The organism is Sporosarcina sp. FSL K6-2383, assembly GCF_038618305.1.
GTDB lineage: Bacteria > Bacillota > Bacilli > Bacillales_A > Planococcaceae > Sporosarcina.
This window is the reverse complement of sequence record NZ_CP152017.1, coordinates 722,950-735,177: the sequence shown is the minus strand read 5'-3', so window position 1 is coordinate 735,177 and position 12,228 is coordinate 722,950. Positions and strand designations below refer to the sequence as shown.

Here is a 12,228-nt window from a genome sequence, read left to right as displayed (position 1 = left end):
TAATTAACGATTTCCATCTGAACTCTCTCGTTGTGTAACCGATTAGCAACAATGCACTCTATCTCAGCCTAATCGTCAACGAGTCCAGCTGCACCCATTCAGACTCCCCCTGCTGGTCAAACACCAGAACCTGCGGAGTTAAATACAGTTCAGTTGCCTCCTCGTCGAGCTTCGAGTAAATATCCGTCTGGTTAAATTTCACACCTTCCTCCAAGGTCTCCGCGGTATGAGCAATGCTCCGATATGAATTCCCTCTATTATCCATTACTTCGTCGAAACGAACAACTGCCTGCGTGACATCCGCATCTATCACATGTACCTCATACGTAAATTTAAGAGACACAGCTGTTTTCTCAAGATGACGCGCCTTTACTTCCACGACCTCATTTTTCAACTTATCGTTCAGTTTCATTTTTTGAGCATGAACACGATCTAAGCTAAACCGAAATTGCCAATCTCCCTGCACGCTCGTATCACTCTTATGGTCTACCAATTCCTTAACAGCCCAATCCACCTTAATACTATCCTCGTTCCCTTGTTCAAAAAGCAATGAGGAAAGAATCCCCCCATATTCATCCTCACCAATTTTCTCCAGCACCAACGTTGTACTAAACCCTACCTGCTGCCCATTAATGAAGAATGGCTCCGCTGTAACCCAATCGCTTAGCTTTTCTGTAGTCTTTACCTTAAAGGATACTGTCAATAAATCTCCATCATATACAGCTTCATTCAACGTGATGACCACGCCATTACTTTCCGCCGATAGATTCAAGGCTTGTGCATTTTCATGGTAGCCTTCAAAAACATTTCTTTCTTCGTCACCAAACAAGGTGAATAAATTGCCAAGCAACGGAACTTGACTCGCCACTGTCGGGAAAGCCGTACCTACAATGCCAACCGAGAGTCCAACCACCAAGCAAGCCGCGACCGCTATAACGCGTAATCCACTTAATCTTTTATTCTTTCGAGGCAAGGAAGCGAGCAATTTTTTTTGTGCTTTTTTTATCTCTAACTCTCCAACGGGCTGCCCAACCTCATCTACTTCATTTACATGAATATGATTAAAAAACTGATATAGTTTTTTCATTGTCCACCGCCCCCTTTTATGTACGTCCATTTCGTTTTTAGTTGTTGCTTCCCACGATACAACCGATTATCAACGGCTTGCGTTGACAGCCCAAGCTGCTCTGCAATTTCCCCGTTCTTCATGTACAAATAATATTTCATGATGAAAATAGTTCGATCGACTTCATTTAAACCCGATAAATAATACAAAAACTGTTCTTCCCGCTCTACTTTTGTATACCCGCTATCCTCTATCTGGATAAAAATTTCGTCCATCTGAATTTCCAGCGATTTACTAGCCTTCCGAAAAGCATCCGTCGCCTTATATTTCGCAATAACCGCAATCCATTTCCTAAAATCATCTGCTTCGCCTTCAAATTGATCACTATACTGCCAGACCGCCAAAAAAACATCATTTATACATTCTTCTATTAAACCCGGATTACGTTGCGATTGCAGTGATTTTTCAACAATCATTTTAACGACAGGTAAATAATGCTCCACCACATATTCCAAAGCATCTTCCTTACGTTTTTTCAATCTTTTAATGAAATTTCGTCGATTCGCTTTCATCCATCCTTCACCTCTTGCACTCTCTTACTCTATATATCGAAGATAACTTATAGAAACTCTCGAGTATTTACTATAACAAAAAATATGTTTTATTCTTATACGAATAGAAATTACCCTATTTACAATTCCCCCAACAAATGCTATCATCTTTAAAAATCAAATGCGTTGACGAGAAGAGTAAATAACGTTCATTCTTTGCAGAGAGCTCCGGTTGCTGAAAAGGAGTAGGAATGTGTTATTGAAACAAGTCTCTGAGCAGCACTTCGGAACCAGTAATGGGGATAAAGTGACGGGAGCTCCCGTTATCGAGCTAGGGTATACGCATCTATTGCCGTACCTGATAAGATTACGGTGGCAACATCGTAATAAACTGGGGTGGCACCACGACAGATACAATCTCGTCCCTAAGACTAAACGGTCTTGGGGGTGGGATTTTTTTGTTGTCCTAAAAAATAAGGGGGTCATTATATGGGGATTAAAGGCGTAGTAAAATCTTGGAAGTATCCTTCAATACTATTATTTGGAATTGGTGTTTCCAATGTAGGCGCCTGGATTTATTTAATCGCACTCAATTTAATTATTCTAGAAATGACAGGCTCTCCGCTGGCAGTAGCTGCACTGTATATTTTGAAGCCTTTGGCGACGTTATGTACGAACTTTTGGTCAGGTAGCATGATTGATCGGTTAAATAAACGTAATCTCATGGTCACTCTCGACCTATTTCGTGCGCTATTTATTGCGACGCTGCCTTTTCTGTCTTCTCTTTGGTCCATCTATGCAGTCGTTTTTTTGATTAATATCGCAAGCTCTATGTTTGAACCGACATCAATGACCTATATTACAAAGCTCATTCCAGTTGAAGATCGCAAACGATTTAATGCACTGCGTAGTTTAATCGATTCCGGGGGCTTTCTCATTGGTCCAGCTATTGCTGGTTTGTTATTTATCATTGGTACACCTATTTTCGCCATTTATATCAACGCGATTGCTTTATTCTTATCCGGGGTGGTCACTATGCTGATGCCCAATCTTGAAAAACATAGTCAAGCTCATTTCGATGAAAAACTATCTTTTGAAGTAGTAAAGAAAGATTGGATAGTTGTGTTGAATTTCAGTCGTCGCTACGCTTATATTATGTTCGTTTATTTCCTTTTTGGTTGTGTGATGGTCATGACTTCGGCGATCGACTCGCTTGAAGTGGCGTTCGCTAAGGAAGTACTCTCTTTATCGGATAGTAAATACGGTTTTTTAGTCGGCATAGCTGGAGCTGGCATTGTCATTGGCTCAATTGTCAATACGATGATTGCTCATAAATCGTCAACCTCTTTGCTCATTGGGTTAGGGTCCCTATTTGTTTCTGGTGGCTATATCGTTTATGCTTTTTCCAACTCCTTTCTTATAGCAGCTATCGGTTTTTTCATTCTTTCATTCTCTTTAGCCTTTGCTAATACCGGCTTCCACACCTTTTACCAAAATAATATCCCTGTCGATATGATGGGGAGAATTGGCAGTATTTATGGATTAATCGAAGCCGTTTTGGTTATCATTGCAACGATTATCATTGGCTTAGCTGCACAGCTTATCGCTATTCAATACGTCGTTATTATAGGAACTATTGTCATGTTATTGATATCCATTATGTTGTTTAGCTTCACCATCCAACCTTCAAAAGAAAAACTCTATTCAACTGCCAAATAATGATAAGCACTAATCCTATCTTCATCTGATCAATAAAAAGCCGAAGTCCTGTTAAAAGGTCTCCGGCTTTCCTAGCTGTGAAGCAAATAATTTTTGGGAATAGACATGTGAAAATGTAAACGCATCCTGCACTTTTACGCTATGATCGACAATTTGTCCATCCTTCATGACATAGACGCGATCACACATATACGTTACAGCCTTCAAATCGTGAGCGATGAATAAAATTGCCATACCCATTTCACGATTCAGCTCAATGAGTAAATCAATAATCTCTCTTTGAATCAATCGATCCAGATTAGAGATAATTTCGTCACAGATGATTAACTGTGGTTCAACAAGAATCGATCTAAGCAAGTTCACACGTTGGCGTTCACCACCACTTAATTCGGAAGGGCGTCTTGTCAAATGAGCTTCTGTCAGCTTCACTTTTTCAAGCATTTGGCGAATATATATTTCTCGGTCCACTCGTCGATTACGTAGCGGCTCTAGTAAAATCTCTCGCACTGTCCATGATGGATTAAGAGCAGCCGAGGCATTTTGAAAAATGAGCTGGCACGCCTCATAAAATGCTTTTCGTGAAGATTTTGTCACGGGCAATTCGTTGAAGTAAACCGCCCCTTCATCAAATGGCTCCAACTGCATAATGACACGCGCCAGCGTACTTTTCCCACTCCCACTTTCCCCGACAAGCCCGACGATTTCACCTTTAGCAACTGTGAGTTCGACCTCGCGCAAGGCTTGTTTGACCTTCCCTTCAATTTTATACCTTTTTGATATAGTGTCTACTCGTAACAAGGCAATCCCTCATTCCCTAAAACCGACTCTCCAATAACCGCTTCGTATAGCTATGCTCCGGTTGTTCAAATACTTCTACTACAGCCCCAGTCTCCACAACTTGCCCTTGCCACATGACAACCATTTCATGTGCCGCCTCTGCCACAATATCCAAATCATGTGTAATCAACAAAATCGTCGTGCCCAACTCTTCATTCAAACGCTGTAATAATTTGATGAATTCCTTTTGCAACACCATATCCAGTGCAGAAGTTGGCTCATCAGCAATTAACAAATCAGGCTTCACATACAATGCACACGCAATCATGCAACGCTGCAACATTCCGCCAGATAATTCAAATGGATATTGCTCAAATATATCCGATGATAGCCCAAGATCCACCAAAATCGCAGCCATCTCCAACCGAAACTGCGCAACAGCGACTCCTGTTCGTTCACCTGAAAATGCATACAACTGACGCCCCATTTTCACAGAAGGATTAAAGCTATTAGCGGCATCTTGAAAAATCGTAAAGATAGCCGATTTTCGTACACTCACTATTTCTTTATCCGAAAGGGTAAGTAAGTTCCTTCCATTATATAAAGCTTGTCCTGTTGCTTTAGCTCCCACTGGTAATAGTCCAAGCAATGCAGCGACCGTCATACTTTTCCCACTGCCACTTTCGCCAATAATCGACGTGATTTTTCCACGCGGAACAAAAAACGAACTATTATCCACAATTCGCTTGCCATTGACTTCAATCGACAAGCTACTTACCTCAAGCATCTCATCACCTCCGCTGTGGATTTTTCAATCCTTCCCCTATAAAATTAATAGCAAGAATCGTGATAAAGATCATAATCCCAGGAAACAGACCAATCCACCAAGCGCCTATTAAAATATCATTTTGCGCATAGTACAGCATATTACCCCAAGATGGAATAGCTGGCGGAATGCCTATACCTAGAAAACTAAGCGAAACTTCGATGAATATAGCTCCCGCAAAGTTAAACAACGTCACAACAAAAATAGCTGGGACACTATTGCGTAGCAAATGACCAGTCATAATCTTCCACATCGGTGTGCCAAACATATTGGCCATTTGCACAAATTCAGCTTCCTTTAAACGCAGAAATTCAGAACGCACAATACGTGCTGTCACCAACCAACCTGTCAATCCAATAATGAGTGCCATCCCCCACATGCCACCTTGCATAACGGCTTGAAACGCCAAAATAATAATCAGCGAAGGAATTGTAATAAGTGCCTCCAATAAGCGCATCATAACTGTATCGACAATTCCACCTATATAACCACTAATTCCACCATACAGCACACCAAGAACAAGCGACAACAGCACAGAAACACTCGCCACCGTCAGCGTCACCTTTCCACCTTCCAATAACCGTGAAAAAACATCGCGACCGAGATGATCCGTCCCCAATAGATGACCTTCACCAGGAGCACCATAGACATTATCCATGTCCATATCATTTGGCCCGTACGGTGCGATAACACTAGCCAATACCGTCATCATGACAATAAACCCTAAAACCGTACACCAAAAAAACAACGCTTTCTGCGACTTCATCTACCGCACGCCACCTTTCCGCAACTTCGGATTCAATGCGTACATGAGTAAATCAATGATGAACAAACTGATTACAACAATTAAACCTGTCCATAAAATGCCGCCCATCAGTAGCAGAAAATCCTTCGTCATCGCTGCTTTGACCGTCAATTGTCCAAGCCCCGACCATGCAAACAGTGATTCCACGATAATCGAACCACCAAAAAACGAAGGAATCGTCATACCGATATAATTCAAATAAGGCATAGAGGCATTGCGAAAAATCCCTTGACGAATTTCCTTTTCTGCCACGCCATTTGCCCGTGCGACCATGACATAATACTGGCGACTTTCAGCTTTAATGCTCTCCTGAAGAAACCGTGCATAAATGCCCACATGCGTCAATATTAATACAGCTGCTGGCATAATCAGATGACGGAGCTTATCCAGTAAACCACCATCACCACTCACATCCCCCGTCCCAGATGACGGAAGAATACCGAGTTTCACAGCAAAAAAGGAGATGAATAATATACCAAGCCAAAAAGCCGGGATAGAAGACGTCGCAATACTAACAGTCGATAGCCCTTTATCCCACAACGAGCCTTCCTTCATGCCTGCTAGCATACCGAGCCAGATGGAACCGATAACAATAAAAAACATCGTCACACCAAATAGCAACAATGTATTTGGCAAGCGCTCCAGAAGTATAGTGGTAACAGGTCTTCCTTCTTTAGAGGAATACCCTAAATTCCCTGTTAGCGTTTCTGCCAGCCAAGCTCCATATTGCACAATCACTGGACGATCCAGTGCAAATGCCTGAGTGATACGTTCCTTTTCAGCTGCCGTCAACGTTTGTGCATTCCCGCCGTAAAAAGCCATCGCCGGATCACCTGGAGCTGCATGCATGATGAAAAAAGAGAGGAAGCTCACGATGAGGAGGACAATCGCCCCCATCACCATTCGCTTCCCAATCCATTTAGCGGTCATTCCACTTCCACTCCTCAACATTCCACAGGAAACCAGAGCCATGATGGCCAAGTGTTCGCTCTTTCACGCCGTCCAAGTTTTTATTAATCCCATAAATGGCATCGACATAGGCGATGAAATCATATGGTGGATCTTCCGCAAGCTCAGCTTGAAACGCCATATAGGCCGCTTTCCGCTCATTATCATCTGTCGATAAACGACCTTTTTCTAGCAGTTCATCCACTGCTGCATTTGAATAACTACCGTAGTTGTAGCCAGCACTTGTCTTACTTGACTCGTCCGTATGGAACAGAATATACGTATGATGATCCGCATCATATGGGCTTCCCCATGCGATGATGAACGCATCCGTTTCATCAATTGAAATTGCACTCCAATCAAGTGCAGCCACTTTGACGTCTGCCCCAATTGCCTTGAAACCTTCTGCTACATAATTCGCTATATTGACACGAACCGTATCCGTTGCTGGAACTGTTATCGTAAACGTTAGCGATTCGCCATCTTTTACACGAATACCGGCCTGTCCTTCTATCCAACCGGCTTCTTCCAACAATTCTTTTGCTTGTTCAACATCGTAGGCATACTTTTCGACAGCTTCATTATTGAACGCATGTTTTTGAAGTGGTGAATAGGCTTCCGTGCCGTAGCCTTTCAAGATACCTTTAACAATTTGCGAACGGTCTGTCGCATAACTAAATGCACGTCTCACGTTAACATCTTGCCATAGCACCTTGTCCATATTATAAAGAATACCGCGGTAATCCGCCGTATCAATCGCGTGAATATCAATGTTTTCTTGTTCTTTCAAACTTACTGCTTGCACGGGATCAAGCAAAGCGATATCGACTTCACCTGATTTTAATTGCAATGCACGAACATTACTGTCTGGAATGAATTTAAAAATTACTTTTTCAATAGAAGGTTTCGTTCCATGAAAATCTGTATAAGCTTTCAAGGTTAAGCTCGTCCCACGATCCCATTTATCAAACATATAAGGTCCTGCACCGATTGGGTAGCTGTTAAATTCTGCGGTTCGCATATCCACACCTTCAAATACATGCTTAGGCAAAATTGGAGCCGTCAACTTATCGAGGAGTGGCGTAAAGGGTTGCTTAAGCTTTACTTCTAGCTCGTAGTTACCCGTTTTCGTCACCGAATCCACTTCAGTGAAATCCGATTTCAAAAATGATGCATTTGCATCATCTAAAATACTGTCAATTGTAAAGACCACGTCATCTGCTGTCAGCGGTTCTCCATCATGAAACTTAACATCCTCTTTTAATGTAAATATGTACGTCAGCTGATCATCCGACATAACAACCGAGTCAGCAATATCATTCACCGGATTATTATTTTTATCGAAGCGCATAAGCCCACGGAATAGTAGTGCATCAAGGTTTGTTTCCTCTAAAATCGGATTCAACCCTTCAAATTCAGCCTCAGATCCATAAACGAGACGATTTTCTTTCGTTTTTGCATCCTGTTTCTCTTTACCAGCACAACCTGCAATAACGAGTAAAATAGCTATAAAAATAATGAATACATTTGCTTTTCTTTTAAACATAATGTCCTCCCAGCAGTTTATAAACCTGTACTACTTAATTATAAAGAGAGGCACCTTCAATGTCTAACCCGACGCTAGGTGGAACAATCTTCTTGGTCGCTGTTTGTGTAACATTCCGCAACTCGGGCATAGTAAGATGATTCAACAATACAACGACAAGGAGATGATAATTCCTATGAACAAAATAGCGATGGCGGCACTTGGACTTGGCGCAGCCTATTTAATGAGAAACAAAGGAGCTCGGGACAAGTTGATGAAGCAGTTTGAATCACTCGCTCCAAAAAGTAGCATGCAAAAAAATTCTTAAAGCACTAAAAATCGGCAGCCCACTAACCGGGTGCCGATTTCTTTATAATGATTCATTCGCAACCGTACTCCGTCGCTCGGCATACATCACGATATAAATACTCGCCTCATACAGTAATGCCATCGGAATGAGGACAAGGAGCTGACTGACAAAATCAGGCGGTGTAATCACAGCCGAAACAACAGCAAGCACAAGATACGACCACTTTCGTACTTTTCTCATTGAACCCGCAGTGAGCAAGCCAATTGTCGCTAAAAATAGCGCAACAATGGGCAACTCAAATAACAGACCAATCGGCATCGTTGTCATCAGCAAAAAGCCGATATATTCCTGTGCCGATACCATCACATTGAAATTGACCGCCCCAAGTGTAACGAGAAATTGATAACTAAGCGGATTGACGACAAAATAACCAAATGCCACACCGACAAGAAATAACACAAACATGACAGGCGAATACAAACTAAGAAAACGACTTTCTCTGTCATTCAATCCCGGCTCTACAAACTGCCAAAGAAAATGACTGAGGAACGGCAGTGTTAACCCAAAAGCTAACGCCGTTGAAATCGACATGTAAAATTTCACAACTTCTAGTGGTCCAAGAATAACTAGCTCATGTCCCCTTGTCACATAAGGAAACCAGAAATTGATTGTCGAAAAGATGATGATGATAAAGAATAGGAAAACAGCTGCACTTTTAACAAGCTGCTTCCTTAAATCAGTCAAATGATCGACAAGAGTTGGGTTACTTTCCGAATCAAGCTCAGGTTCTTCATGAACGATTTCGACAATACTTTTCTCGACTTCAACTACTGCTTCATCTTCTAGCTCCACAACATAGACTTTATCCAATGGACTTAAAATTTTTCGATTATGGTCTCCATAAGGATCCATGCCACCACCTACTTATCGATACGCTTTTTTTCCAAGTCCTTCGGGGCTGTTTCTTCATCCTCCAAAATATCCCGTGCCGACCTTTTAAATTCTGCCAATGTCTTCCCAACCGCCGCACCCACTTCTGGCAGCTTTCTCGGTCCAAACAAAATGAGGACAATCACGAGGATGATGATTAAACCAGGTACACCGATACTCGCTAAACTCATTACGCATGCCTCCTTTCCTACTTTACACGAGTGAACCGCCATTTTTACTGTAGTTGATAATGCCTTCCGCAGCCCGGTAAGCAAGTGCACCCACCGTTCCTGTTGGATTGTAGCCACTGTTATGTGCGAAGTTTCCAGCACCTACAACAAAGAGATTATCAGCATTCCAATGCTGTAAATAATTATTGACGACACTATTATCGGGACTCGCGCCCATAATTGTCCCCCCCGTATTATGGGTTGTTTGATAAGGAACAATGTCGTAGTTTGTAATGGGACTTCCCGCCATCACCGTCTTTGCACCCATTTCCTTCATAATATCACTTGTCTTTGCCGTTAAATACTTGTGTAAATTTCGATCTTGATCGGTGAAATTGTACGTTAACTGAAGTAGCGGCACGCCATACGCATCTTTATAATCCGGGTCAAGTGACATAAAGTTTTCCTTGTGAGGCATCGAAGCACCTTCAGTTGAGACATTCAGCGTTCTTGTATAGTTATAAATCGAGGCTTTCTTAAATTCAGCTCCCCAAGTAGGCGTGTCGGGCGGTATCGGATTCGTTTGGATTGGACGAGTACCAGTCTGAGTCATTGAAATGCTCCCCCCGTGAATAAAGTCCAAATCACTATGATCGAAGTTATCCCCATTGAGATCGTCAATCGTCATCCCAAGAGATCCTGCTCCCATAAAAACATTCATTTGTTCATCGAAGAAACCTGTCGTTCCCGGGAGGACCTGGTAAGCATAATTTTTTCCAAGAGTCCCTTTTTGCGTTTCTGGATTATACTGTTCCCCAATGCCTGATACCATTAAAAGCTTCGCATTATTCATGACATAGCTCGTCAGCGCAACCACTTCTGCTGGTTGTATATATTCTTCTCCCGTTTGGGTATCAATATACTTTACACCTGTCACTTTATTTCCCTGCTTCATAACTTCCACAACATTCGCATGGAAACGGACATCAAAATTCCCCGTTTTTCTTGCTGTAGGAACAACCGTTATTTCCGGTGATGTCTTCGCACCATACTCACAGCCAAACCGTTCACAAAATCCACAGTATTGGCAGGCTGAAATGGATTCTCCATCGGGGTTTGTATACGCCTCCGACAAATTTGCTGATGGTAACATAAAAGGAGTGTAGCCAAGTTGACTAGTCGCCGTTTCAAACTTCTTTAAAATAGGTGTTTTTTTCATTGCTGGTGTTGGATAGGGAGACGAGCGTTTTCCACCGAATGGATTTTTATCCTCCCCCGATAAACCAGCTGTCTTTTCGAATTTATCGAAATAAGGCTCCAGCTCATCGTACGTAATGCCCCAATCTTGAAGCTGGTAGTCGGCTGACAGCTTGTTCTTGCCATATTTCTTGTCTGTCATCGATTTTATTTCAAAATCATACGGTAAAAAACGCCACGTTTGACCATTCCAATGCGTGCCTGCACCACCAAGCCCTTCTCCAAGCAGAAAGGACCCCATTTGTCGCATCGGCAATGCCCGCATCTTTCGATGATTCCTAAACGTAATGGTTTCCTTTGATAAATCCTGCATTAAATCGTAGCGCATGGCATATCGATATTCATCATGCACCATTAAAAAATCGGCTGTGTTACGGTCTTTACCACGTTCTAATCCGACGACCTTCAGTCCCGCTTTTGCACATTCAGCAGCAATAATACCGCCTGTCCAACCGACGCCAACCGTCACGACGTCTACTTTATCCAATGTTGTAGCCATTTGTCATCCCCCCTTAATGTTCCATACTGCTTAATGATTTAGGTTCATATTTCACAAATTTCTCATTTTCAATTTCTGCGATATACGTCATTTGGTTACCTGGAAACTCCTTCATGCGCCAAGCATCCATATTCACATTGCCATTATAAATAGGATCCGCATAGGCACCTTCCAATGTTGCCTGCCTAAGAAGCTTGAAGAAGAATTCCGAAGATACCCCTTTCATATCGACTTCATTTTTTTGGAATGCTGTAATGATTTCATCCATTTGTTGTCCCTCAAGGTCGACGAAGTTTTTCTCAAACCGTATCTTCGCCTCCTCATCCATCCGGACCATCCCTTGCCTAAAAATCTCTCCACGCGTCAGCCTACTTTGATAACCTTGCGTCGATTCACCTGCAAAAAAGGGGCCTTGCATATACTCTTTCACATTGCTCCCGTAGTTTCCCGCTAGTTGATTGTCGATAAAATACGGAACGCCCAATCCAATAGCACCTGGTCCAAGATCATCTTCCGGGAATATCCGTTCAACTGCCTGGGCCAGTACATTGAATTCAGCCATATTCGTAAAGAACATTAAGCCACGATTATTAACAGCAGCTGGCTCGCCACCTACCCCGTTATGTCCACCTGTTCCCGCAACTTGACCTTCCTTCTGGACGTTATAACCGACAAGTCCACCAATGAGCCCTCCTCCTACGAGAGCCCCGGTCGCAATGCCAGTCGTCTTCAGAAAATCCCGCCTCGACAACCCCTTCTTATCTACTGCCATGTTCATCCTCCTCCGTATAACTGCGTATATAAGTGATTCTTAGCATAAAGCATGCCAATCCTATCCAGTTTTC

13 protein-coding genes and 1 other annotated feature are annotated in these 12,228 nt (G+C 42.5%); of the genes, 2 read left to right on the top strand and 11 right to left on the bottom strand.

Annotated elements, in window-relative coordinates:
* Nucleotides 1–58: 58 nt before the first annotated feature.
* Together MKZ10_RS03895 and MKZ10_RS03890 are read right to left on the bottom strand one after the other, a co-directional pair.
* On the bottom strand, nucleotides 59–1,087 hold the full coding sequence (locus MKZ10_RS03895) for a DUF4179 domain-containing protein (protein ID WP_342508046.1): 1,029 nt from the start codon (nucleotides 1,085–1,087) through the stop codon (nucleotides 59–61).
* Nucleotides 1,084–1,638, bottom strand: coding sequence for a sigma-70 family RNA polymerase sigma factor (locus tag MKZ10_RS03890; protein ID WP_342508044.1), 555 nt, complete (start codon nucleotides 1,636–1,638; stop codon nucleotides 1,084–1,086). Before MKZ10_RS03890 ends, MKZ10_RS03895 begins: the two co-directional genes overlap by 4 nt.
* A gap of 156 nt (nucleotides 1,639–1,794) precedes the next feature.
* Nucleotides 1,795–2,047: a binding site (T-box leader), on the top strand.
* A 65-nt stretch (nucleotides 2,048–2,112) separates the two neighbouring features.
* On the opposite strand from MKZ10_RS03890, the gene MKZ10_RS03885 reads away from it, so the two are divergent.
* Complete coding sequence (locus MKZ10_RS03885) at nucleotides 2,113–3,336, top strand: MFS transporter (RefSeq protein WP_342509996.1); 1,224 nt, start codon at nucleotides 2,113–2,115, stop codon at nucleotides 3,334–3,336.
* 51 nt (nucleotides 3,337–3,387) lie between these two features.
* On the opposite strand, the gene MKZ10_RS03880 is transcribed toward MKZ10_RS03885, so the two are convergent.
* The 5 genes from MKZ10_RS03880 to MKZ10_RS03860 are packed head-to-tail and all read right to left on the bottom strand — an operon-like array spanning nucleotide 3,388 to nucleotide 8,238.
* On the bottom strand, nucleotides 3,388–4,134 hold the full coding sequence (locus MKZ10_RS03880) for an ABC transporter ATP-binding protein (protein WP_342508042.1): 747 nt from the start codon (nucleotides 4,132–4,134) through the stop codon (nucleotides 3,388–3,390).
* 16 nt (nucleotides 4,135–4,150) lie between these two features.
* A complete protein-coding gene (locus MKZ10_RS03875; protein WP_342508041.1) occupies nucleotides 4,151–4,900 on the bottom strand; it encodes an ABC transporter ATP-binding protein in 750 nt (249 codons plus the stop codon).
* Between the two features lie 4 nt (nucleotides 4,901–4,904).
* A complete protein-coding gene (locus MKZ10_RS03870) occupies nucleotides 4,905–5,705 on the bottom strand; it encodes an ABC transporter permease (RefSeq protein ID WP_342508039.1) in 801 nt (266 codons plus the stop codon).
* Entirely contained in the window at nucleotides 5,706–6,674 is a 969-nt protein-coding gene (locus tag MKZ10_RS03865; RefSeq protein ID WP_342508037.1) for an ABC transporter permease, read from the bottom strand.
* Nucleotides 6,664–8,238 (bottom strand): ABC transporter substrate-binding protein, encoded by a 1,575-nt coding sequence (locus MKZ10_RS03860; protein WP_342508035.1) that lies wholly within the window; start codon nucleotides 8,236–8,238, stop codon nucleotides 6,664–6,666. Before MKZ10_RS03860 ends, MKZ10_RS03865 begins: the two co-directional genes overlap by 11 nt.
* A gap of 175 nt (nucleotides 8,239–8,413) precedes the next feature.
* On the opposite strand from MKZ10_RS03860, the gene MKZ10_RS03855 reads away from it, so the two are divergent.
* The gene (locus tag MKZ10_RS03855; RefSeq protein WP_322555656.1) at nucleotides 8,414–8,545 is read left to right on the top strand and encodes a hypothetical protein; all 132 of its coding nucleotides are present in this window, start codon (nucleotides 8,414–8,416) and stop codon (nucleotides 8,543–8,545) included.
* Between the two features lie 42 nt (nucleotides 8,546–8,587).
* Here MKZ10_RS03855 and tatC read toward each other — a convergent pair whose 3' ends face one another.
* Genes tatC through MKZ10_RS03835 form a run of 4 tightly spaced genes read right to left on the bottom strand, consistent with a single transcriptional unit; the run spans nucleotide 8,588 to nucleotide 12,155 of the window.
* Nucleotides 8,588–9,439 (bottom strand): twin-arginine translocase subunit TatC, encoded by an 852-nt coding sequence (tatC, locus tag MKZ10_RS03850; RefSeq protein ID WP_342508032.1) that lies wholly within the window; start codon nucleotides 9,437–9,439, stop codon nucleotides 8,588–8,590.
* A gap of 8 nt (nucleotides 9,440–9,447) precedes the next feature.
* Nucleotides 9,448–9,648 carry a twin-arginine translocase TatA/TatE family subunit gene (gene tatA, locus MKZ10_RS03845; RefSeq protein WP_342508029.1) on the bottom strand — a complete coding sequence of 67 codons (201 nt, stop codon included), beginning with the start codon at nucleotides 9,646–9,648 and terminating at the stop codon, nucleotides 9,448–9,450.
* Nucleotides 9,649–9,670: 22 nt separating this feature from the next.
* The gene (locus tag MKZ10_RS03840; protein ID WP_342508027.1) at nucleotides 9,671–11,383 is read right to left on the bottom strand and encodes a GMC family oxidoreductase; all 1,713 of its coding nucleotides are present in this window, start codon (nucleotides 11,381–11,383) and stop codon (nucleotides 9,671–9,673) included.
* Nucleotides 11,384–11,396: 13 nt separating this feature from the next.
* Nucleotides 11,397–12,155, bottom strand: a complete 759-nt coding sequence (locus MKZ10_RS03835; protein WP_342508025.1) for a gluconate 2-dehydrogenase subunit 3 family protein — start codon at nucleotides 12,153–12,155, stop codon at nucleotides 11,397–11,399.
* Between the last annotated feature and the right edge of the window lie 73 nt (nucleotides 12,156–12,228).